At 63.6% G+C, this 20,952-nt stretch carries 20 protein-coding genes and 4 pseudogenes; 11 read left to right on the top strand and 13 right to left on the bottom strand.

All coding sequences use genetic code 11. The features are described from left to right. Together BF95_RS21430 and BF95_RS21425 are read left to right on the top strand one after the other, a co-directional pair. Positions 1-400, top strand: a pseudogene (locus BF95_RS21430) (cell wall hydrolase); the annotation flags it as partial. 359 nt (positions 401-759) lie between these two features. Continuing rightward, positions 760-888, top strand: a complete 129-nt coding sequence (locus BF95_RS21425; protein WP_043154241.1) for an entericidin A/B family lipoprotein — start codon at positions 760-762, stop codon at positions 886-888. Between the two features lie 73 nt (positions 889-961). Here BF95_RS21425 and tatC read toward each other — a convergent pair. The 10 genes and pseudogenes from tatC to glmU form a co-directional block, all read right to left on the bottom strand. Continuing rightward, a pseudogene (gene tatC / locus BF95_RS21420) lies at positions 962-1,740 on the bottom strand (twin-arginine translocase subunit TatC). After that, a complete protein-coding gene (gene tatB, locus BF95_RS21415) occupies positions 1,737-2,189 on the bottom strand; it encodes a Sec-independent protein translocase protein TatB (RefSeq protein ID WP_043154239.1) in 453 nt (150 codons plus the stop codon). Before tatB ends, tatC begins: the two are co-directional and overlap by 4 nt. 26 nt (positions 2,190-2,215) lie before the next feature. Continuing rightward, positions 2,216-2,452: a twin-arginine translocase TatA/TatE family subunit gene (locus BF95_RS21410; RefSeq protein WP_043154237.1), complete on the bottom strand. Its 237-nt coding sequence runs from the start codon at positions 2,450-2,452 to the stop codon at positions 2,216-2,218. 27 nt (positions 2,453-2,479) lie between these two features. Then, positions 2,480-3,070, bottom strand: a complete 591-nt coding sequence (gene scpB, locus BF95_RS21405) for an SMC-Scp complex subunit ScpB (protein ID WP_043154253.1) — start codon at positions 3,068-3,070, stop codon at positions 2,480-2,482. 8 nt (positions 3,071-3,078) lie between these two features. Next, positions 3,079-3,840 (bottom strand): segregation and condensation protein A, encoded by a 762-nt coding sequence (locus BF95_RS21400; protein WP_043154251.1) that lies wholly within the window; start codon positions 3,838-3,840, stop codon positions 3,079-3,081. A gap of 8 nt (positions 3,841-3,848) precedes the next feature. After that, positions 3,849-5,672, bottom strand: a complete 1,824-nt coding sequence (gene glmS, locus BF95_RS21395) for a glutamine--fructose-6-phosphate transaminase (isomerizing) (RefSeq protein WP_043154235.1) — start codon at positions 5,670-5,672, stop codon at positions 3,849-3,851. 15 nt (positions 5,673-5,687) lie between these two features. Then, on the bottom strand, positions 5,688-6,068 hold the full coding sequence (locus BF95_RS21390) for a PIN domain-containing protein (protein WP_043154233.1): 381 nt from the start codon (positions 6,066-6,068) through the stop codon (positions 5,688-5,690). Then, complete coding sequence (locus BF95_RS21385; RefSeq protein WP_081764253.1) at positions 6,065-6,424, bottom strand: ribbon-helix-helix domain-containing protein; 360 nt, start codon at positions 6,422-6,424, stop codon at positions 6,065-6,067. Before BF95_RS21385 ends, BF95_RS21390 begins: the two co-directional genes overlap by 4 nt. A gap of 45 nt (positions 6,425-6,469) precedes the next feature. After that, positions 6,470-7,320, bottom strand: a pseudogene (locus tag BF95_RS21380) (metallophosphoesterase). A 49-nt stretch (positions 7,321-7,369) separates the two neighbouring features. After that, positions 7,370-8,662 carry a bifunctional UDP-N-acetylglucosamine diphosphorylase/glucosamine-1-phosphate N-acetyltransferase GlmU gene (gene glmU, locus BF95_RS21375; protein ID WP_327195498.1) on the bottom strand — a complete coding sequence of 431 codons (1,293 nt, stop codon included), beginning with the start codon at positions 8,660-8,662 and terminating at the stop codon, positions 7,370-7,372. Between the two features lie 146 nt (positions 8,663-8,808). Here glmU and BF95_RS21370 point away from each other — a divergent pair, with 146 nt between their 5' ends. Both BF95_RS21370 and BF95_RS21365 read left to right on the top strand, forming a co-directional pair. Continuing rightward, positions 8,809-9,477, top strand: coding sequence for an HAD family hydrolase (locus BF95_RS21370; RefSeq protein ID WP_200867034.1), 669 nt, complete (start codon positions 8,809-8,811; stop codon positions 9,475-9,477). Beyond that, positions 9,474-10,240 (top strand): annotated as a pseudogene (locus tag BF95_RS21365) (enoyl-CoA hydratase/isomerase family protein). The gene BF95_RS21370 and the pseudogene BF95_RS21365 overlap by 4 nt, the downstream one beginning before the upstream one ends. A gap of 4 nt (positions 10,241-10,244) precedes the next feature. Here the strand turns inward: BF95_RS21365 and BF95_RS21360 are convergent. The 3 genes from BF95_RS21360 to BF95_RS21350 are packed head-to-tail and all read right to left on the bottom strand — an operon-like array spanning position 10,245 to position 12,828. Continuing rightward, a complete protein-coding gene (locus BF95_RS21360; protein ID WP_043154226.1) occupies positions 10,245-10,673 on the bottom strand; it encodes an HIT family protein in 429 nt (142 codons plus the stop codon). Next, on the bottom strand, positions 10,670-11,764 hold the full coding sequence (locus tag BF95_RS21355; RefSeq protein ID WP_043154224.1) for a CDP-alcohol phosphatidyltransferase family protein: 1,095 nt from the start codon (positions 11,762-11,764) through the stop codon (positions 10,670-10,672). Before BF95_RS21355 ends, BF95_RS21360 begins: the two co-directional genes overlap by 4 nt. After that, positions 11,761-12,828: a glycosyl transferase gene (locus BF95_RS21350; RefSeq protein ID WP_043154222.1), complete on the bottom strand. Its 1,068-nt coding sequence runs from the start codon at positions 12,826-12,828 to the stop codon at positions 11,761-11,763. The genes BF95_RS21355 and BF95_RS21350 overlap by 4 nt, the downstream gene beginning before the upstream one ends. Positions 12,829-12,986: 158 nt before the next feature. Here BF95_RS21350 and BF95_RS21345 point away from each other — a divergent pair, with 158 nt between their 5' ends. From BF95_RS21345 to BF95_RS21315, 7 genes are all read left to right on the top strand, one after another. Then, on the top strand, positions 12,987-13,775 hold the full coding sequence (locus tag BF95_RS21345; RefSeq protein WP_043154221.1) for a succinate dehydrogenase iron-sulfur subunit: 789 nt from the start codon (positions 12,987-12,989) through the stop codon (positions 13,773-13,775). 2 nt (positions 13,776-13,777) lie between these two features. Continuing rightward, positions 13,778-14,239, top strand: coding sequence for a PaaI family thioesterase (locus BF95_RS21340; protein ID WP_043154246.1), 462 nt, complete (start codon positions 13,778-13,780; stop codon positions 14,237-14,239). After that, the gene (gene zapE / locus BF95_RS21335) at positions 14,236-15,348 is read left to right on the top strand and encodes a cell division protein ZapE (RefSeq protein ID WP_043154219.1); all 1,113 of its coding nucleotides are present in this window, start codon (positions 14,236-14,238) and stop codon (positions 15,346-15,348) included. The genes BF95_RS21340 and zapE overlap by 4 nt, the downstream gene beginning before the upstream one ends. Before the next feature lie 305 nt (positions 15,349-15,653). Next, on the top strand, positions 15,654-16,616 hold the full coding sequence (gene mdh / locus BF95_RS21330) for a malate dehydrogenase (protein WP_043154217.1): 963 nt from the start codon (positions 15,654-15,656) through the stop codon (positions 16,614-16,616). Positions 16,617-16,722: 106 nt separating this feature from the next. After that, positions 16,723-17,607: a succinate--CoA ligase subunit alpha gene (gene sucD / locus BF95_RS21325; protein ID WP_043154216.1), complete on the top strand. Its 885-nt coding sequence runs from the start codon at positions 16,723-16,725 to the stop codon at positions 17,605-17,607. Positions 17,608-17,699: 92 nt separating this feature from the next. After that, entirely contained in the window at positions 17,700-20,495 is a 2,796-nt protein-coding gene (locus BF95_RS21320) for a 2-oxoglutarate dehydrogenase E1 component (RefSeq protein WP_043154214.1), read from the top strand. 8 nt (positions 20,496-20,503) lie between these two features. Then, positions 20,504-20,952 (top strand): biotin/lipoyl-containing protein (locus BF95_RS21315; RefSeq protein WP_043154212.1); only part of this gene is annotated, 449 nt, incomplete at its 3' end.

The raw sequence follows: 20,952 nt of genomic DNA, 5'->3' as shown, positions 1-20,952 counted from the left end.
GGTCGCGCAGGCGGCGCTAGGCGGCACCGTCTATGCGCCGGTCGGCCTCGCCACCCATTATCATACGCTCGCCGTCCGCCCCGACTGGTCGTCCCGCCTGCATGCCGTGGCGGTCATCGGCGCGCATATCTTCTACCGCAATCCCGGCTTCAACGGCACGCCTGCCGCGTTCCGCGCGGTCTATCTTGGCCGGGAAACCCAGTCCGGCCCCGCGCGCCGCGTCTGGCCTACCCGTCCGGTCGCCCCGGTCGAATTGCTGGCCCCGGCCTACACGGCTCCCGTAGCGGCGAAGGCCGCACCAGCTATTGGCTGGACGCCACCTGCGTCAAAGGGCGATGACAGCCTGCCGGAATCGACGATCCGCCCGGAATATCGCAATAGCGGCCGCCCACTGATCTGACTTTCTGCCAAGGCAGCGATGTTTTTTTGCCCTAGCTTTCGGTTCACCATCAAAGTCATTGAAAAAACGCACGATAAAAAGCAGGAATTTTCGACCGGTGGCGGGAACCAGATTTCGGCTTTGAGGGTTCTATATTCCGGACAGCAAATCTTTTGCCCCCCGCTCTTGCTGTCCATAAATATGAGCCCGGAATGCCTCCCCCCCCGACGCATTCCGGGCTCAACCTTTTCCGGGGTGTTTTTCATCTGAAATTGCTAAATTTTTCGCGGCCGGAACGCTTTGGCTGTCGGCGGGTTTTGATCTGCGTCACCGGCATGGCGTACGCCATCCGGTTGCAGAGTTTCTCAAGGAGACGGTCTATGACGAAGAAGATTTTCGCAGCCCTGCTGCTCACCGGTTCGCTGATGGTCGCCGCCTGCAACACGGTCGAAGGCGCGGGCAAGGATGTCCAGAGCGCAGGCGAAGCCGTCGAACGTTCGGCCAACTGACCGTTACGATCTGCTGAATTGCCTCCCAGGCATTAATGAGGTCTGCCCCCAGGGGCAGGCCTCTTTTTTTATGTCAGGCGGCGACTTCTTCGCTGTCTTCGACCTTGGCCTTGCGCCGGTCGGTAAACCAGATGGCGATGATGGTCACTTCATAGAGCAGCAGCAGCGGGATCGCGAGCATCAGCTGCGACACGACATCGGGCGGCGTCAGCACGGCCGCGACGATGAAGGCCGCCACGATCATGTAGCGGCGCAGGCCGATGAGCTGCGCCCGGCTCACAAACCCGGCGCGATTGAGCAGCATCAACAGCACCGGCATCAGGAAACTGATCCCGAACGCCAGGATGAACTGCATCACCAGCCCCAGATAGGCGTCCGCGCTCGGCAGCGCTTCGACCTGCAAGCCGCTGCTATTCCCCTGAAACTCCAGGAAGAAATGAAACGCTGTCGGCATCACGACAAAATAGGCGAGGCTCGCACCCATCCCGAACAGAAAGGGCGTCGCGAGGATGAAGGGCAACAGCGCCTTCTTTTCCTTGGCATAGAGACCCGGCGCGACAAAGGCCCAGAGCTGGTTGGCGATGATCGGGAAGGACAGGCAGAAAGCCCCGAAAAAGGCGATCTTCACCTGTACGAAAAAGGCTTCGTACAGCTTGGTATAAACGAGCTTGCCGCCGCCATCGCCGAACGCTTCCTTGAGCGGATGGACGAGGATCGCGAACAGTTGCTCCGAGAAATAGAAGCATAGTGCCCCGGTCAGAGCAACGCATAGACGCATTTGAGCAGCCGACCGCGCAGTTCGATCAAATGGTCGAGCAAGGGGGCCTTGCTCTCGTCAATATCGCCGATCATGCCGCCGCGTCTCCCTTGGGCACGACGGCGGCTTCGGCGACATAGGGCGGGCCATCGGGGGCAGCGGCGGGCGCAGCGTCAACAGGCGCAGATTGAGCGACAAAGGGCGGAACCTCCACTGGCGCAGGCACGGCCGACTGCGCGACATAGGGCGGATGCTCATCAGCGGCCACGGGCGCGTCCAGCGCTTCCATCGCGGGCGCGGCGCTTTCGGGCGGATGCTCGGCCATGATCCGCTTATTCTGGTCGGCCCATTTCTTTTCCAGTTCTTCCAGTTCGACTTCGCGCACCATCGCGTCGAGCCCGGTGCGGAAATGCCGGGCCATGCCCTGCGCCTTGCCGATCAACTGCCCCACCTTGTAGAGCGCGCGCGGCAAGTCCTTTGGCCCGATCACGATCACCGCAATGATCACGATCACCAGAAACTCGGTGGAATCGATGCCGAACATGGGACTGGTCTACCGGATTGTGCGAATCAGACCTTGGTCTTGTCTTCCGTGGTCACGCTCGCATCCTGTTCGGACACGCGATGCCCCTCGATACGGCTGGCAGGCTTGGTCGGCGTGGCGTCATCATCGTCAGCCATGCCCTTCTTGAAGCTTTTGATACCCTTGGCGACGTCACCCATCAGGCCGGAAATCCGACCGCCACCGAACAGCAGCATGACGACCAGGAGTACAATGACCCAGTGCATCAGCGAAAAGGAACCCATTTTCAATACTCCAGCAAGCAGACCTATCTAGGCCACATCATCGTCAGTTTCCAGAACGGATTGGCCGCCCAGACCCTCCAGCGCCAAATCCACCGGATCGAGCAGCCCGGCCGCGCGCAGATCGTCCACACCCGGCAGGTCACGGCGGCTGCTAAGCCCGAAATGTGACAAGAAGTCTACGGTCGTCGCATAGATGAGCGGACGGCCCGGCACTTCACGCCGACCGGCGGGTCGGACCCAGCCCGCCTCCATTAGCACGTCGAGCGTCCCCTTGGCCACCTGCACCCCCCGAATCGCTTCGATCTCGGCGCGGCTGACCGGCTCATGATAGGCGATGATCGCCAGCGTCTCCATCGCCGCGCGCGACAATTTGCGCGGCTCGTCCTTCTCCCGGCGCAGGATATGTGCGAGGTCCGGCGCGGTCTGGAAATGCCAGCGCCCGCCCCGTTCGACCAGATTGACGCCGCGCCCGGCATAATCGTCAGCCAGTCGCGCCAGCGCCGCCGACAGGTCGCCCTCGCCGACATGCAGCTTGAGGTCCGCAGGCGTCATCGGCGCTTCCGCCACGAACAGCGCCGCTTCCACCGCGCGCCGGAAATCGTCGGGCTCTTCATTCATGCTCATGGTCATGCCCCTGCCTCCGGTGCCGCAGCGCGCAGATAGAGTGGCTGGAAAATGCCGTCCTGCTGCAATTCCACCCGCCCTTGCCGCGCCAGTTCCAGCGCCGCGACAAAACTGCTCGCCAGCGCCGACTTCGCCTTGGGGCCGTCCATATCCTCCGGCAGGAACGACTCCAGCCGCGTCCAGTCGATCGCCGTGCCGACCAGCGCGCCGACGCGCTGGATCGCTTCGTCCAGCGTCATCACCGGTCGCCGCGCAATGGTGTGAACGACCGGCCGCGTGCGCGCGCGAATCTGGCCATAGGTCTGAATGAGGTCATAGAGGCTGGCGCGCCACTGCGTCTTGCGCACCAGCCGCAGCCCTTCGGGCTTGCGCCGCACGAACACGTCGCGCCCGATCCGGTCCCGCGCCATCAGCCGCGCGGCAGCATCGCGCATCGCATTCAGGCGCTGCAGCCGCAATTGCAGCCGCAGCGCCATTTCTTCGGGACTGGGATCGGGCTGCTCCTGCCGGGGCAGCAGCAGCGAGGATTTCAGATAGGCGAGCCACGCCGCCATCACCAGATAATCGGCCGCCAATTCCAGCTTCAATTGTCGCGCGCCCTCGATGAAATCGAGATATTGTTCGGTCAGCGCCAGGATCGAAATCTCGCGCAGATCGACCTTCTGCCCCCGCGCCAGCGTCAGCAACAGGTCGAGCGGCCCTTCCCAATGGTCGAAGCTGACGGTCAAAATGTCCGGGCCGGGGATGACCGGCGACGCGAACATATCCTCGCTCACTCCACCGTCACCGACTTGGCGAGGTTGCGGGGCTGATCGACATCGGTGCCCTTGGCGACCGCGACATGATAGGCCAGCAACTGCACCGGCACCGCATAGACGAGCGGCGCGATCAGCGGATGCACCTTGGGCATCTCGATCGTCGCCATGCAACCTTCGCCCGCCAGCGCAATGCCTTCCGCGTCGGAAATCAGCACCACCTTGCCGCCGCGCGCCTGCACTTCCTGCATGTTGCTGACGGTCTTTTCGAACAAAGGCCCACTCGGCGCGATGACGATCACCGGCACCAGTTCGTCGATCAGCGCGATCGGCCCATGTTTCATCTCGCCCGCGGCATAGCCTTCGGCATGGATATAGCTGATTTCCTTGAGCTTGAGCGCCCCTTCCAGCGCCATCGGATAATCCGGCCCGCGCCCCAGATACAATACGTCGCGTGCAGGCGCGATCAGATGCGCCATCGCCTCGATCTGCCCGTCGCGGCTCAGCGCCTCGTTGAGCGCAGCGGGCGCCTCGGACAGGTGCCAAACGATCTCGGCCTCTTCCTCAGGGGTCAACTTGCCCTTGGCCCGCGCCAGATTGGCCGCCAGCGCCGCCAGCACCGCCAACTGGCAGGTAAACGCCTTGGTCGACGCGACGCCGATCTCCGGCCCGGCATGGGTGGGCAGCAACAGATCGGCCTCGCGCGCCATCGAACTGGTGGGCACATTGACCACCACCGCGATGATCTGCCCCTCGCCCTTGGCATGGCGCAGCGCCGCCAGCGTGTCCGCCGTCTCGCCCGACTGGCTGATGAACAAAGCCAACCCGCCCGGCTCCAGCACCGGGTCACGATAGCGGAACTCGCTCGCCACATCGATATCGACCGGCACGCGGGCAAATTTCTCGAACCAATATTTGGCAACCAGCCCGGCATAGTAGCTGGTGCCGCAAGCGACGATGGTGATGCGCTTCACCTGGCCCAGGTCGAAATCCATGTCGGGCATGGCGACCTCATTCTCCATCCGGCGCAGATAGGCGCGCAGCGTCTGGGCGACGACCACCGGCTGCTCGAAAATCTCCTTCTGCATGAAGTGGCGATGATTGCCCTTGTCGATCATCGCTCCCGACACGCCAGACAAGGTAACTGGCCGTTCGACCGGATGATTATCCTTGTCGAAAATCTCCGCGCCTTGAGCCGTGATGACGACCCAGTCGCCCTCTTCCAGATAGGCGATCCGCTGCGTCAACGGCGCCAGCGCCAGCGCATCGGACCCCAAATAGGTCTCGCCATCGCCATAGCCCACGACCAGGGGCGACCCCAGCCGCGCGCCGATCAGCATGTCGGGATGGCTGCGGAACAATATGGCGAGCGCAAAGGCCCCGTGCAGGCGCGGCAAAACCTGCGCAACGGCATCGCGCGGCGACACGCCCTGCTCCACCAATTCGCTCACCAGATGCGCGACCACTTCGGTATCGGTCTGGCTGTCGAAAATGCGCCCGCGCGCCATCAATTCGGCGCGCAGAGGCTTGAAATTCTCGATAATGCCATTGTGGACCAGCGCCACTTCGCGCGTCGCATGAGGGTGCGCGTTGCTGGTCGTCGGCGGCCCATGCGTCGCCCAGCGGGTATGGGCGATGCCGGTGGTGCCGGGCAGCGGCTCGTCGCGCAATTCGGTCACCAGGTTGGCGAGTTTCCCTTCCGCGCGCCGCCGCTCGATCGCGCCGTCATGGACCGTGGCGACGCCCGCACTGTCATAGCCGCGATATTCCAGCCGCTTGAGGCCATCGACCAGCCGCTCCGCCACGTCGTCCCTGCCGATGATACCGATAATGCCGCACATGTGCCGGGGAGCCTTTCAGAGAATATAGGGAACGCGAATGCCCGGCATCTCTGCCGGAAAATCTTTAATATTGCGGGTCACCAACACGCGGCCGCGCAACTGGGCGGTGGCCAGGATGATGGCGTCGGGCGACTTTAGCCTCGCGCGTTCACGGCGAAGCGCGGCCGCTCGGTGCGATATCTCGTCATCAATTTCGTCCAGGCCGAACTGTGCCAAAAACATCAGCACCTCACGCACGGCCGTTTCATTCCCTTTGGACAATATCTCGATCCACGCCATGCGGCTGAGCCACATGCGCGCACCGCTATCGGCTATGCGGGAAAGTTCGCGATGCGCCGGTTCATGATTCAAAAGGGCGTCAATAACGATATTGGCGTCCAAGCTGTAACCGCTCATGCGCGGCTCTTTTGGTGCGTCTCGGCCGCCTTTTTCGCCAGCGCCAGATAATGCGCCCGCTCTCTATCATCCTCTTCCGTGAAATATTCAGGCGATGCAGCGCGGACTTCGTCATAATCATCGTCCCAGGGGCGTGTCCATTCCGCCCGCCGTGCACGGTCATATTCGTGGGGATCGATCGACACGCCATTCCGCGCCCACGCGCCAAAGCCACGCTCCAACCAATCTTTCGACGTTTGCGGCCGATAGGCCGAAACCGCCTCCCGCAACACGGCCGCGCGCGACTTGCCCTGCTCGCGCGCGAGTTGGTCGAGCCATTTGACGTCTTCGTCGGGGATATCTGCCAGGAAACGCATGATGATAGATTGATATCATATCATGATATCATGTCAACAGGCGGCTTAGCTCGGCCGGATGGTGATCAGCCAGATATCCGGCGGCGCCAACATCCGAATAGGCAATCCGCTGGTGCCGACCCCGCCTGCCACGATCATCGTTCTGGCCCCGTCGCGATACAGCCCGCATGCATAGCGGGTGCCATATTTCGTGGGCACATAGACGATCCCGGCAAAGGGCAGCGCCACCTGCCCGCAATGGGTATGCCCCACCAGCGTCAGCGACGGCGCATCGGGCAAAGTCGGAAAGACGTCTGGCCCGTGCGACAGGACCACCGGCGCACCGCCCAGGCGCGTCATGGCCGCCAGCGTCGCGGGCAGGTCGATCTTGCGCGTGTAGATGTCCTGCAATCCGCCGATCGCCAGCGGCCCGCGCCGCACCGCTCTATCCTGCAATAGGGTGATGCCCATGCGCGTAAAGGCCGCCTGCCAATCCGTGCCGCTCAGCGCGCGTTGGTTCTTCTGGCTCCGGCTGTCATGATTGCCCAGCACCGCGATCACGCCCAGGGCGCGCGCAACTGCGCAAAGGACGCGATGCTCGCCCGCGCATCATAGGTCGCGCCGCCCTTGGCATCGCCGATATAATCGCCACCCAGCAGGATGAGATCGGGCTTGAGCGCATTGATCTGCGCCACGATCCGCGCCATCCGCGCCGGGCTATTGTCCGGCCCCGACAAATGCGTGTCGGTCAGCAGGGCGACCGTCATCGCCCGACGCGGCGCGTCGGCGGGAAAGGGCAGCACCACCTCCGCGCGCCGCACCACCGGCATGGCGCGCGCGTTGAGGATGAGCCAACCGACAAAGGCGGCCGCAAGTAGAACCAGCGCCAGCAGCGTCCAAATAATTTTACGGCGCATGTTCAAAGTACGACGTGCTCGTGCGCAAGCAGGAGCCCAGAAAAGTAGCTCACTTCGCCGCCTTCCTCGCCGTCATCCGCTCGCGAAAGGCCGCCGCCCAGCCGGGCTTGCTCACCTGCGCGGGCCGCACCAGGCACAAGGCATCATCGCCCACCGGCTGCGTCACCACGCTACCCGCCGCGACGATTGCGCCGTCGCCGATCTTGACCGGCGCGACCAATGCACTGTTCGATCCGATGAACGCCCCCGCGCCAATTTCCGTGCGATATTTGAAGAAACCGTCATAATTGCAGGTGATCGTCCCCGCGCCGATATTGGCGCCCGCGCCCACGCCCGCATCGCCGATATAGGACAGGTGATTGACCTTCGCCCCCTCGCCCAGCCGCGCCTTCTTGATCTCGACGAAGTTGCCGACCTTCGCCTTGACGCCAATTTCCGCGCCGGGCCGCAGCCGCGCATAGGGACCGATCGCAGCGCCCCGCTCAATGCGCGCGCCCTCCAGATGGGAAAAGGCATGGATGACGACATCGTCGGCCACCGTCACGCCCGACCCGAACACGACGTTCGGTTCGACCACCACGTCGCGGCCCAGCACCGTGTCATGGGCGAAGAACACGGTTTCGGGGGCTACCAGCGTCACGCCCTCGCGCATCGCCTCGATCCGGCGGCGCGCCTGCCACATCGCTTCCACGCCCGCCAGTTCGACCCGGCTGTTGACCCCCGCCACTTCCCACGCTTCCGTCTCGATGACGGCGCTCTGCGCGCCCGGCAGCATGATGATATCGGGCAGATAATATTCGCCAGCGGCATTGTCGTTGCCGATCTGGTCGAGCAGCACGAACAGGTCGGTCGAACGCACAGCCATCAGCCCGCTATTGCACAAGGTCACCGCGCGCTCGGCCTCGCTTGCATCCTTAAATTCGACCATCTTGCCGATCATGCCCTGCCCGTCGGCGATGATCCGGCCATAGGCGGCCGCATCGTCGGGGCGGAAGCCCAGCACCACCGCGCGCGGATCGTCACCCCGGTTCAACCGGTCGAGCATCGCCCGCATCGTCGCGGCACTCACCAGCGGCACGTCGCCATACAGGATCAGCACATCGCCCGCGAACCCGGCCAGCGCCTCATGTGCCTGCGCGACTGCATGGCCGGTGCCCAACTGCCTGTCCTGCACCGCGATCACCGCGCCGGTGCCCGCCACAGCCGCCTCCACCTGTTCCCGGCCCGCGCCAACAACGACTACCTGCCGCTCCGGCTCCAGCGCCGCAACGCTGGCCAGCAGGTGCAGCAGCATCGGCCGCCCGGCGACCGGGTGCAAAACCTTGTGCAGCGCGGATTTCATGCGCGTGCCTTGGCCTGCGGCAAGGATGATGACGGCGAGAGGGCGGGCGGCAGTCACGATGGCTTTGTCCTGATAAGTGCGTTGGATCATGCGGCTCTGCCATGTTTGGCTTGCCTTTGCCACCGCCCACGCGGCATGGCGCGGCCATGGCCCATATTCCTTTCGATATCGTCGGCTTCGACCTTGACGGCACGTTGATCGACACCAGCGGCGATCTCGCTGCGGCGGTCAACCATGCCATCGGCACGGTCGGCCTCGCCCCCTTCCCCGTCGCGGACATTCGCCCCTTCGTCGGCCAGGGGGCCAGGGTCATGCTCGACCGCGCGCTGGCGGCATCGGATGCACAGGACGACGCCTTGCTGGCGCAACTGCTTCCGGTCCTGCTCGACCATTATCAGCAGAATCTCAGCTGGCACTCGGTCCCATATCCCGGCCTGCTCGACGCGATGGATGCGCTGACGGCGGCGGGCGTCACGCTCGCCATCTGCACCAACAAGGCGGAGCGTTTCGCCCTCCCCCTGATGGATCAGCTTGGCCTGTCGCACCGCTTCGCCAGCATCGTCGGCGGCGATACGGTCGGCGTCGGCAAGCCCGATCCCGCACCGATCCACGCCATGATCGAGCGTGCTGGCGGCGGCCGCACGATCTTCATCGGCGACACGATCAACGACATAGCGGGCGCACGCAATGCGGGTATCGCCAGCGTCGCGGTCAGCTTCGGATTCCTCGACGGCCCGGTCGAAGAGTTGCAGGCCGACGCCATCATCCACCATTTCGACGAATTGCTGCCTTTGCTCCAAGGCTGGCCGCAATGACCCTGCGGCTGGAGCGCGACGGCCCGGTCGCCCGGCTGCTGATCGACCGCCCGGCCCGGCGCAACGCCATGACGCAGGCGATGTGGGAGATGCTGCCCATCCTCGTCCAAGACGCCATGGCAGACGACGCCATCCGCGTCCTGATCCTCGCGTCGGCCACGCCAGGCCTGTTCTGCGCCGGGGCGGATATCGATGAGTTTGCGACCTGTTCCGGCGACCCCGACTGGCGCTTTGCGAACCAGACAGCGATCCGTACAACGCAATATGCGCTCGCCCATGCCGACAAGCCGGTGATCGCCGCGATCGATGGTGATTGCGTCGGCGGTGGCTGCGGCCTCGCCATCGCCTGCGACCTGCGCATTGCCGCGCCCGCTGCGCGGCTGGGCATCACGCCCGCCAAGCTCGGCATCGTCTATTCGTTGTTCGACACCAAATTGCTGGTCGATCTCGTCGGCCCCGCCCGCGCCAAGCGCATCCTCTTCACCGGCGCGCTGCACGACGCGGACACCGCGCTCGCCATCGGCTCATAGACCAGATCGCCGCCGATCCGCTGGCGGAAGCGGACACGCTCGCCCGCACCATCGCCGCCAATGCCCAACATAGCGTGCGATCGTCCAAGGCGATCATCCGCCGCATCCTGGATGGCCAGGCCGACGATGACGAACGGACGCTGGCGCTGTTCCGCGATGCTTTCACCCTGCCCGACTTCGCCGAAGGGGTGGCGGCCTTCCGCACCAAGCGAAAGCCCGATTTCGGCGGCTGACGCCTTAGGGCCGCGCAGCCTCGAAATAGGATGCGACCCAATCGCGGAGCGCCGCATCGGACGTGACCGCCGCGCTCAAGTCCGGCTGCCCCGGCCAGCCCGCATCGCGCACCGTCATCCCGCCGCCGCTACGCTCGCCCTCATAGCGGGGCAGGACGTGGAAATGAACATGCGGATCGACCATCATCAGCATCAGATAGTTGAGCTTCTGATAGCCGACTGCCGCCCGCAACGCCGCTTCGATCGCGCCGGTCACGCTCTTGAGTTCGGCATGCGCTTCGGCCGGCAAATCCCCGAACGCGGTCGCCTCGCTCTTGGCCGCCAGGACCAGCGACCCCAGCGTCGGCTGGGCCGGGCGCAGCAGCACCACCCAATGTTCATAGTCGGCGATCAGGCTGGCGGGCCAACCGAACTTAACAATCGTCTCGTTCATGCCGCCGCCTCATCCATCCAGCTCACGATCGGCCGTCCCGACCGCTTCACGCCATAGGCCTGCGCCAGCCGCACCGCATGCACCACCAGCGAAATCACCGTCCACCAGGCCAGCGCCACCAGCCCGATATCCGGCCGCCCGACCAGCAGCGCCACGAACAGGATCACCATATTCGGGTTGCGCCGCGCCGTCACCAGCCGGAACTGGCTGTCGAACCGCCGCCAGACATGAATGTCCATGCCGAAATCCTTGAGGAACGCCCCTTCGATCAGGCGTTGCAGCACATAGCCGACGACCACCGCCGCCATCACCAATATGAACGCCTGCCCCGTCAGCGACAGGCCCCAAGCGGCGAGGCCCGTCCCCCAGAAATACCACCAAAAGGGCGGATGGACCAGATCGACGCCATGGTCGATCACATTGCCCCATTTGGACGAGGTGATGGTGCAGCGCGCCAGCTTCCCGTCCACCGTATCCAGCACCATGAAGATGAAGCCGCACAGGAAGCCGGTCCAGTACATCCCTTGCGCAAACAGGAAGGTCGCGATCAGGCACAGCGTCACCCCGATCACCGACACCATATTGGGCGTCATCTTGAGCTGCGCCGCGATCCGCGTCAGCACTAGCGCCAATTCGGGCCACAGATATTTGGTCAGCACATCGGTCACGCCCTTATAGGCGCCGAAATAGCTGTGCCGTTCGATCGCGCGCCGGGTCGCTGGCGTCAGTTCGCGCACCATCGGCTGCTCCAGCTTGCGCAACTGCCGGTTATAAAGTTTGCGCCCGTCTGACAGATCAACAACCGCCGCCGCCATGGGATCAGACGCTTGCGGCACCTGTCCCACGACCGGCACGCCGCCCCAGGCAAAGACCGTCCCTGGCGTTTCCAGCACCAACCGAAGCAACAGCGGATCGAATGCATAGGTGAGGTTGAAGACCAGTTCATGTCCCGGTGCCAGAACGCTGCCATTCTTCGCCGCGCTTTCCGCCATCCGGCGGTTCCGTTCGGCGTTGGTCATGCCCCAGATCGGCGTGGCATTCTGCCCCAGCATGCGAATGGGGCCAAGGGCGGTGGTCATCGTCTCAGTCATGCAGGCGCTTTCGCGAAGGTCATTATGATGTCGGCTTGCCGCTGCGACGCGGGAATCGGCGACAGGTCGATGGATTGCTCCATCGCGGCTTCCTGCGCAGCAACGAAGCCGGGTTGCAAGTCCTGCGCCTGCGCCAGCGCGTCGGCCAGCACGTCCGGCGTCTCGATCACCTGCCCCAGCCGCCAATGCGCAAAGGCCTCGCTACTGGCGTCACGCCGGTCGAGATTGAGGAAGATGCACGGCCGCGGCTGGATCAGAAATTCATATACCTGGCTCGACACATCGCCCAGATAGACGTCGGCGCTCATCGTATAGCGCATGTCGATCGCGTGGCGGCTGCCCATGTCGACGCGGATATGCGGCGCGGCACTGACGATCGGCGCCACCGCCTGCGCCAGCTTGGTGTGCGGCGCGATGATGACATTCCACCCCTTGAGCGATTCCAGCGCTGCCAGCATCGCCGGGCCATGCCGCACCCAGGAAGACAGGACGCGGTCGAAATGGGGATTATAGAGCAGCACCGGCTTGTCGTCGGCGAAGAATCGCTGCCGCGCCGCCTTCAACTCGAACTTGGCATAGCCGCCGACCGCGATCGTCTCCGCCGCGCACAGCCCCCGTGCGATCATCCGGCGACGATCCTTTTCACCCGCCACCAGCGTCAGGTCGAAATCGGCATGGCGCTTCTTATAGCCCCCCTCCCGGTCGCCCGCGCCATGTTTGATCAGCACCAGCCGGGATGCAAAGCCCGGCGCCCGCCGCAACCAGGCGGTGGAAATCTCGGTCGTCACCAGCAGCGGAAAGGCCGTGATCGTGCGGTAATTGCCCAGCAGGGTAGCGATGCGCGACGGCTGGCGGAACAGCGAGTCGGCTTGGCGCGAAAAGCGCCGCAGCCGTAGCGGCCGCAACCGCCGGTCGGGGTCATACCCCGCCACCAGATCCAGGATCGCGTCGGATGGCGACAACACATGCACCCGCACCCCCGGACGCCGCGCCAGTTCCAGCGCAGCGGGCAGCCAATGATAAAGCTGCTGCGCTTCGGCAATGGCGAGAAAGGCGATGTCCATGCGCGAAAGCCACTCCAGACGGGCTGGACGCCTAGCGGCGATACAGGGGCTTTTGCAAGGGCGCGCGTCGCATTCCCTTTTGTAGGTGCTGGACCTTTGCCCATATTTTGGTATGCGGGCCGCAACCGAACGACACTCTGAAAGAGGCTCGACGAGCGATGGCCGAATTTGCGTTGCCCAAGAACAGCAAGATCAGCGGTAAGGGTGTGACCCACCCCGCACCCGCAGGCGCAACCAATGTGCGCAGCTTCAAAGTCTATCGCTATGATCCCGACTCCGGGCAAAACCCGCGTTACGACACGTTCGAGGTGGACCTCGATCAGTGCGGGCCGATGGTTCTGGACGCGCTGATCAAGATCAAGAATGAGTATGACACCTCGCTGACCTTCCGCCGCTCCTGCCGCGAAGGCATTTGCGGTTCCTGTTCGATGAACATGAACGGCAAGAACGGCCTCGCTTGCACCACCGCGATCGACGAATGTTCGGGCAAGGACGTGAAGATCACGCCGCTGCCGCATATGGACGTGATCAAGGATCTGGTGCCTGATTTCACGCATTTCTATGCGCAGTACAACTCGATCCAGCCCTGGCTCAAGACCGTATCGCCCCCGCCTTCGGGCAAGGAGCGGCTGCAGTCGCCCGCTGACCGCGAAAAGCTCGACGGCCTCTATGAGTGCATCCTGTGCGCCTGCTGCTCGACCAGCTGCCCCTCCTATTGGTGGAACAGCGACAAGTTTCTTGGTCCGGCGATCCTGCTGCAGGCCTATCGCTGGCTGGCCGACAGCCGCGACGAATATACCGGGGACCGCCTTGACGAGCTGGAAGATCCCTTCCGCCTCTATCGCTGCCACACCATCATGAACTGCGCCAATGTCTGCCCCAAGGGTCTGTCGCCGGCCAAGGCGATCGCCGAGACCAAGAAGATGATGGTCGAACGGCAGCTTTGATCTTGCATAGTGATGGTGTCGCCGGGGGTCAGCCACTGACGGACGGGCAATGGGCGGGCTGGATCGCATGGTCCGACCCGCACCCCGATACGTTTTTGCAGGCGATCGGGCGTGGCTATATGCGCGAACTCTCGCCTGGCCGGGCGGAGGTCGCGCTGGAAACCCGCTCCAGCCATCGCAACCGACTCGACACGCTTCATGGCGGCTTCCTCGCCGCCTTTGCCGACCATGCCTATTTCGGCGCGCTCTGGGCGATGGGGCATAAGGATCAGATCCACGGCGTGACCATCGACCTGTCGATGCAATATCTCGGCGCCGGGCGTGTCGGCCCGCTGCTGCTGGCGCAGGTCGATCTGTTGCGCGAAACCGGTCGCCTGCTGTTCCTGCGCTTGCTGATGACGCAAGATGGCGAGCCCGTCGCCGCCTCGACCGCGACCATTCGCAAGGCGCCGCCCGCAAAATGACCGGTGTTCTTGCTCGCTACGAAGCGCTGATCGCCGCTGGCGAATTGCGCGCCGATCCTGACCAGCGCGCCGCCGCCGTGCGGCTCGACGCCCTGCAACAACAATTGGAAGCCGCGCCCGAACGCGGCTCGACCTTGTGGCGCCTGCTCCGCAAGGCCCCCGAACCACCGCGCGGCCTCTATATGTGGGGCGGCGTCGGGCGCGGCAAATCCATGTTGATGGACCTGTTCTTCGACACGGTGAAAATCCCGCGCAAGGCCCGCGCCCATTTCCACGAGTTCATGCTGGACGTCCACGCCCGCCTGGCCGAGGCGCGCAAGTCCGAAACCGGCGACCCCATCCCCCCGGTGGTCGAGGCGCTGGCCGAGAACGCCCGGCTGCTGTGCTTTGACGAGATGGTGGTCAATAATATGGCCGACGCCGCGATCATGTCGCGGCTGTTCACCGGATTGCTGGAAAAGCGGGTGACCATCGTCACCACGTCGAACCGCGTCCCCGACGATCTCTACAAGGATGGGCTCAACCGCCAGTTGTTCCTGCCCTTCATCGACCTGATCAAGGACAGGCTCGATGTGCAGACATTGAACGGCCCGACCGACTATCGCCGCGACCGGCTGGGCGATGCGACGCTATGGCACTGCCCCAATGGCGACGAAGCCACCGCCGCGCTCAGCACGGCCTTCTTCCGCCTGACCGACTATCCGCCGTCCGACCGCGCCCATGTTCCTTCCGAAGACATACCCGTCCAGGGCGGCCGCACGCTGCATGTGCCCAAAAGCCTCAAGGGCGTTGCCGTCTTCTCGTTCAAGCGCCTGTGCGCCGAAGCGCGCGGTGCGCCCGACTATCTGGCGATCGCGCGCAAATATCATAGCGTCATCATCGTCGGCATCCCGGTGCTTGGCCCCGAAAACCGCAACGAGGCCGCGCGCTTCGTCACGCTGATCGACTCGCTCTACGAATATAAGGTCAAATTGCTGGCCTCGGCCGATGCGGAACCGGCGCAGCTCTATCCGCAGGGCGATGGCGCGTTCGAATTTGAACGCACCGTCTCGCGCCTCATGGAAATGCAGTCCGACGACTATCTCGCGCTCGGCCACGGCCCGAAATAAGCCTCGCGACGGCACGATATAGCGCGCAGCGCCGTCATCACGGCGCAATCTTCTTGTCCAAATCATGCGAAAAATAGACCGGATGCCTTCCGTCGGGAAGGCATCCGGCAGGGTAGCGCTGCAGGGAAGGCTCTCCGGCCAGGGTAGGAGCCGGGAGCGACAGCGTGTGAATCGCCTTTAATGCAACTGCGAATGAATTGCAAAGATAAATCCGACTTCCCACCTTTGACAGGTTGAAACCCCCGGTCGAAGGGCGTAGGCGAGGCATCAATTCCAGTAGTCAAGACTTGGAGGATGACAGATATATGGCCCGTAAGAAGATCGCGCTCATCGGCGCTGGCAATATTGGTGGCACGCTGGCGCATCTCGCCGCTCTGAAGGGCCTTGGCGACATCGTCCTGTTCGACGTCGTCGAAGGCATCCCCCAGGGCAAGGCGCTCGACCTGTCGCAATGCGCCGCGGTCGAAGGCTTCGACGCCAAGATCACCGGCTCCAATGATTATGCCGATATCGCCGGTGCGGACGTCATCATCGTCACCGCCGGTGTCGCCCGCAAGCCGGGTATGAGCCGCGACGATCTGCTGGGTATCAACCTCAAGGTCATGAAGGCCGTGGGCGAAGGCATCGCCGCCAACGCGCCCGACGCTTTCGTTATCTGCATCACCAACCCGCTCGACGCGATGGTGTGGGCGCTGCGCGAATTTTCCGGCCTGCCCCACAACAAGGTCGTCGGCATGGCCGGCGTCCTCGACAGCTCGCGCTTCAATCACTTCCTCGCCGAAGAGTTCAGCGTGTCGGCCAAGGACGTCACCAGCTTCGTGCTCGGCGGTCATGGCGACACGATGGTCCCGGTCATCGAATATTCGACCATCGCCGGCATCCCTGTCCCCGACCTCATCAAGCAGGGTCGCTCGACGCAGGAGCGCATCGACGCCATCGTGCAGCGCACCCGTTCGGGTGGCGGCGAAATCGTCGCCCTGCTCAAGACCGGCTCGGCCTTCTATGCGCCCGCCACCAGCGCGATCGCGATGGCTGAAGCCTATCTCGGCGACAAGAAGCGCCTGCTGCCCTGCGCCGCCAACCTGACCGGCCAATATGGCGTCGACAATCTCTATGTCGGCGTGCCCGTGATCATCGGCAAGGATGGCGTCGAGCAGGTGATCGAGATCGAACTGAACGAGGAAGCCAAGGGCAACCTCCAGGTGTCGGTCGACGCGGTCAAGGAACTGCTGGACGCCTGCAAGGCGATCGATCCTTCGCTGGCATGATGGTGAAATGAATAACTGTTCCCCGGCGCAGGCCGGGGTCCAGTTCCACAACTAATCTAGCCCTCGGCTACCGCCGGGGCGCGAATTTAAAGGACAGAGGCCGTCTATGAGCATTCTCGTCAACAAGAATACCAAGGTCATCACGCAAGGGATGACCGGTGCCACCGGCACTTTCCATACCGAGCAGGCGCTGGCCTATGGCACGCAGATGGTGGCCGGCGTCACGCCGGGCAAAGGTGGCCAGACCCATATCGGCCTGCCCATGTTCGACACCGTGCTGGAAGCCAAGACCAAGACCGGTGCCGATGCGTCGGTGGTCTATGTGCCGCCACCATTTGCCGCCGACTCGATCCTCGAAGCGATCGATGCGGAAATCCCGCTGATCATCTGCATCACCGAAGGCATCCCCGTCCTCGACATGGTGCGCGTCAAGCGCGCGCTGTCGGGCAGCAAGTCGCGCCTCATCGGCCCCAACTGCCCCGGCGTCCTGACCCCCAATGAATGCAAGATCGGCATCATGCCCGGCTCCATCTTCAAGGCGGGCAGCGTCGGCGTCGTCTCGCGCTCGGGCACGCTGACCTATGAAGCCGTGTTCCAGACGTCGAACGCGGGCCTGGGCCAGACCACGGCCGTCGGCATCGGTGGCGATCCCGTCAACGGCACCAACTTCATCGACGTGCTGGAACTGTTCCTGGCCGACGACGCGACCGAATCGATCATCATGATCGGTGAAATCGGCGGCGACGCGGAAGAACAGGCCGCCCAGTTCCTGATCGACGAGGCCAAGCGTGGCCGCAAGAAGCCGATGGCCGGCTTCATCGCGGGCCGCACCGCCCCTCCGGGCCGTCGCATGGGCCATGCCGGTGCGATCGTTTCGGGCGGCAAGGGTGACGCGGAAAGCAAGATTTCGGCGATGGAAGCGGCCGGTATCAAGGTCGCCGCCAGCCCGTCGGAGCTGGGCACGACCCTGCTCGAAGTGCTGAACGGCTAAATCAGGCCATTTGACAAAGGCGGCCGGGCTGCACCCCGGCCGTTTGTTGCCCCCGTTCCGCGACTGCACGCGGCTGGGATGGGACAAGAGATATGGGTTACGAAAACCAGGAATTTGAGATTGAGCAAGGCCCGAGCTGGGCACGCTCCAACTGGCCGTTGACGGACACCGACGACCTCACCGGGGCGCTTGACCCCACGCAGATGCAGGTCGCGGTCAAGGCCGCCGCCAAAGCTGCGGGCAAGGCGGTGTCGGACGCCGACATAGCGCAGGCCGCCGAAGACTCGATCCGCGCGATGATGCTGATCCGCACCTATCGCGTGCGCGGTCACCTGGCTGCCAATCTCGATCCGCTGGGCCTGACCCATCGCGATCTTCCGGCCGACCTCACGCCGGAATTTCACGGCCTGACCGACCTCAACAAGAAAATCTATCTTGGCGGCACGCTCGGCCTGCAATTTGCCAGCGTCAGCGAGATCGTGGCGATCCTGCGCGCCAATTATTGCGGCAATGTCGGCCTCGAATATATGCACATCGCCGATGTGGAGGAACGCCGCTTCCTGCAGGAACGGATGGAAGGCAAGGACAAGGAAATCATCTTCACGCCCGAGGGCAAGAAGGCGATCCTGGCCAAGGTCATCCAGGGCGAGCAGTATGAGAAATTCCTGGGCCGCAAATATGTCGGCACCAAGCGCTTCGGCCTCGACGGCGGCGAATCGATGATCCCCGCGCTCGAAGCCGTCATCAAATATGGCGGCCAGTCGGGCGTGCGCGAAATCGTCTATGGCATGGCCCATCGCGGCCGCCTGAACGTCCTCGCTAATGTGATGGCCAAGGGTTTCCGTGTCATCTTCCACGAATTTTCCGGTGGCACCGCCAACCCGGAAGATGTCGGTGGTTCGGGCGACGTGAAATATCATCTGGGCACCTCCACCGACCGCGAGTTCGACGGGATCAAGGTCCATATGTCGCTCGTCCCCAACCCCTCGCATCTCGAAACGGTCGATCCGGTCGTATTGGGCAAGGTCCGCGCGCAGCAGACCTTCCGCGACGATCTGGACAAGCATGAGCAGGTTCTGCCCGTGCTGATCCATGGCGACGCGGCTTTCGCGGGTCAGGGCATCGTCTGGGAATGCCTCGGCTTCTCCGGCGTGGGGGGCTATAATACCGGCGGCTGCATCCATTTCATCGTCAACAACCAAGTCGGCTTCACGACCAGCCCCCAGTTCGCGCGATCCTCGCCCTATCCCTCCGACGTGGCGAAGGGTGTCCAGGCACCGATCCTGCACGTCAATGGTGACGATCCCGAAGCGGTGACCTTCGCCTGCAAGCTGGCAATCGAATATCGCCAGAAATTTCATCGCGACATCGTGATCGACATGTGGTGCTATCGCCGCTTCGGCCATAATGAAGGCGACGAACCTTCGTTCACCCAGCCGCTGATGTACGCGAAGATCCGCCAGCATCCGCCGGTCAGCGACGTGTATGCCACCCGCCTCAAGGCGGAAGGTATCATTGGCGATGAATTCGTGGCGAAGGCAACGGACGAGTTCGTCACCCATTTGGAAGACGAGTTCGAGGCCTCCAAAAGCTACAAGGCCAACAAGGCCGACTGGTTCGCCGGTCGCTGGTCTGGCCTGCACAAGCCAGCCGACGCCGAAACCACGCGGCGCAGCGTCGAATCCGCCATCTCGCCCAAGCTCATGGAAAGCCTGGGCAAGACGCTGACCACCGTGCCCGAAGGCCATGCCGTCCACAAAACGCTCCAGCGCGTGCTGGATGCCAAGGCGGAGATGTTCAAGAACGGCGCGAATTTCGACTGGGCGACCGGTGAGGCGCTGGCCTTCGGCTCGCTCCTGTCGGAAGGCTATGGCGTGCGCCTGTCGGGCCAGGATTCAGGACGCGGCACCTTCAGCCAGCGTCACTCGGTCTGGGTCGACCAGAATACGGAAAAGAAATATATCCCGCTCTCCACCGTCCGTCATGGCCGGTTCGAAGTGCTCGATAGCCCCTTGTCCGAATATGGCGTGCTTGGTTTCGAATATGGCTATGCCCTGGCCGATCCCAAGAGCCTGGTCCTGTGGGAAGCGCAGTTCGGCGATTTCGCCAATGGTGCGCAGATCATCTTCGACCAATATATCGCCTCGTCGGAAAGCAAGTGGCTGCGCGCCAACGGCCTCGTCTGCCTGCTGCCGCACGGCTATGAAGGACAGGGCCCCGAACATAGTTCGGCGCGTCTGGAACGCTTCCTTCAGCTCTGCGCCGAAGGCAATATCCAGGTCGCCAACATCACGACCCCGGCCAATTATTTCCACGTCCTGCGTCGCCAGATGCTGCGTCCTTTCCGCAAGCCATTGATCATCATGACGCCCAAGTCGCTGCTGCGGCACAAGCTGGCGGTGAGCAAGGCTGAGGATTTCCAGGGCGACACCCACTTCATGCGCATCCTGTCGGACAGCAATCCGGCACCCGATGCGGAAACGAAGCGGCTGGTCCTCTGTTCGGGCAAGGTCGCCTACGACCTGATGGAAGCGCGCGATGCGGCCGGGGACAAGAACACCCAGATCGTCCGCATCGAACAACTCTATCCCTTCCCCACCGAAGCACTCGCCATCCGCATGGAACGTATGCCCAAGCTGGAGGAAGTGATCTGGTGCCAGGAAGAGCCACGCAATAATGGCGCGTGGTTCCATGTGGAGCCCTATATCGAGGAAGCACTGGCGGACGTCGGCAAGGCACCGATGCGCGCCCGCTATGCCGGTCGCAAGGCTTCGGCGTCGCCCGCAACGGGACTCGCCAAACGCCATGTCGCCGAACAGGGCGCCCTCGTCGCCGATGCGCTGGGTCACAGCGTCCGTGAAGAAATCCGACGCCAGAAGAAAGGCTGAACAAGCTCATGGCTACTGAAGTCAAAGTCCCAACACTGGGCGAATCCGTTACCGAAGCAACCGTGGGCCAGTGGCTCAAAAAGCCCGGTGAAGCCGTCGCGCTCGACGAGCCCATCGTCAGCCTGGAAACCGACAAGGTCGCGGTCGACGTGCCCTCGCCGGTCGCCGGCACGCTGGGCGATGTCGTCGCCAAGGAAGGCGACACCGTCGAAGTCGGCGCGCTGCTCGCCTATGTGAACGAAGGGGCGGCTGCTGCTGCCGCTCCTGCTGCGTCGCCTGCCCCCGCCGCCAAGGCGGAGGCTGCAGCGCCTGCCCCGGCCGCATCGACCCCGGCCCCTGCCGCATCGGACGACGAAGAGGGCGGCAATCTGACGCTCTCCCCCGCCGTCCGCCGCCTGGTGCTGGAGCATGGCCTTGACCCGTCCAAGATCAAGGGCACCGGCAAGGACGGCCGCCT

This window comes from Sphingobium sp. Ant17, from assembly GCF_000588875.1.
Taxonomy (GTDB): domain Bacteria; phylum Pseudomonadota; class Alphaproteobacteria; order Sphingomonadales; family Sphingomonadaceae; genus Sphingobium.
The sequence above is the reverse complement of the archived record's forward strand: the minus strand, read 5'-3'. Positions and strand labels throughout refer to the sequence as shown.

Bases quoted from the DNA above. Each gene is read 5' to 3' on its own strand.
- BF95_RS21425 (WP_043154241.1), top strand. From the start codon at position 760: ATGACGAAGAAGATTTTCGCAGCCCTGCTGCTCACCGGTTCGCTGATG.
- tatB (WP_043154239.1), bottom strand. From the start codon at position 2,189: ATGTTCGGCATCGATTCCACCGAGTTTCTGGTGATCGTGATCATTGCG.
- BF95_RS21410 (WP_043154237.1), bottom strand. From the start codon at position 2,452: ATGGGTTCCTTTTCGCTGATGCACTGGGTCATTGTACTCCTGGTCGTC.
- scpB (WP_043154253.1), bottom strand. From the start codon at position 3,070: ATGAATGAAGAGCCCGACGATTTCCGGCGCGCGGTGGAAGCGGCGCTG.
- BF95_RS21400 (WP_043154251.1), bottom strand. From the start codon at position 3,840: ATGTTCGCGTCGCCGGTCATCCCCGGCCCGGACATTTTGACCGTCAGC.
- glmS (WP_043154235.1), bottom strand. From the start codon at position 5,672: ATGTGCGGCATTATCGGTATCATCGGCAGGGACGACGTGGCGGAGCGG.
- BF95_RS21390 (WP_043154233.1), bottom strand. From the start codon at position 6,068: ATGAGCGGTTACAGCTTGGACGCCAATATCGTTATTGACGCCCTTTTG.
- BF95_RS21385 (WP_081764253.1), bottom strand. From the start codon at position 6,424: ATGCGTTTCCTGGCAGATATCCCCGACGAAGACGTCAAATGGCTCGAC.
- glmU (WP_327195498.1), bottom strand. From the start codon at position 8,662: ATGAAATCCGCGCTGCACAAGGTTTTGCACCCGGTCGCCGGGCGGCCG.
- BF95_RS21370 (WP_200867034.1), top strand. From the start codon at position 8,809: ATGGCCCATATTCCTTTCGATATCGTCGGCTTCGACCTTGACGGCACG.
- BF95_RS21360 (WP_043154226.1), bottom strand. From the start codon at position 10,673: ATGAACGAGACGATTGTTAAGTTCGGTTGGCCCGCCAGCCTGATCGCC.
- BF95_RS21355 (WP_043154224.1), bottom strand. From the start codon at position 11,764: ATGACTGAGACGATGACCACCGCCCTTGGCCCCATTCGCATGCTGGGG.
- BF95_RS21350 (WP_043154222.1), bottom strand. From the start codon at position 12,828: ATGGACATCGCCTTTCTCGCCATTGCCGAAGCGCAGCAGCTTTATCAT.
- BF95_RS21345 (WP_043154221.1), top strand. From the start codon at position 12,987: ATGGCCGAATTTGCGTTGCCCAAGAACAGCAAGATCAGCGGTAAGGGT.
- zapE (WP_043154219.1), top strand. From the start codon at position 14,236: ATGACCGGTGTTCTTGCTCGCTACGAAGCGCTGATCGCCGCTGGCGAA.
- mdh (WP_043154217.1), top strand. From the start codon at position 15,654: ATGGCCCGTAAGAAGATCGCGCTCATCGGCGCTGGCAATATTGGTGGC.
- sucD (WP_043154216.1), top strand. From the start codon at position 16,723: ATGAGCATTCTCGTCAACAAGAATACCAAGGTCATCACGCAAGGGATG.
- BF95_RS21320 (WP_043154214.1), top strand. From the start codon at position 17,700: ATGGGTTACGAAAACCAGGAATTTGAGATTGAGCAAGGCCCGAGCTGG.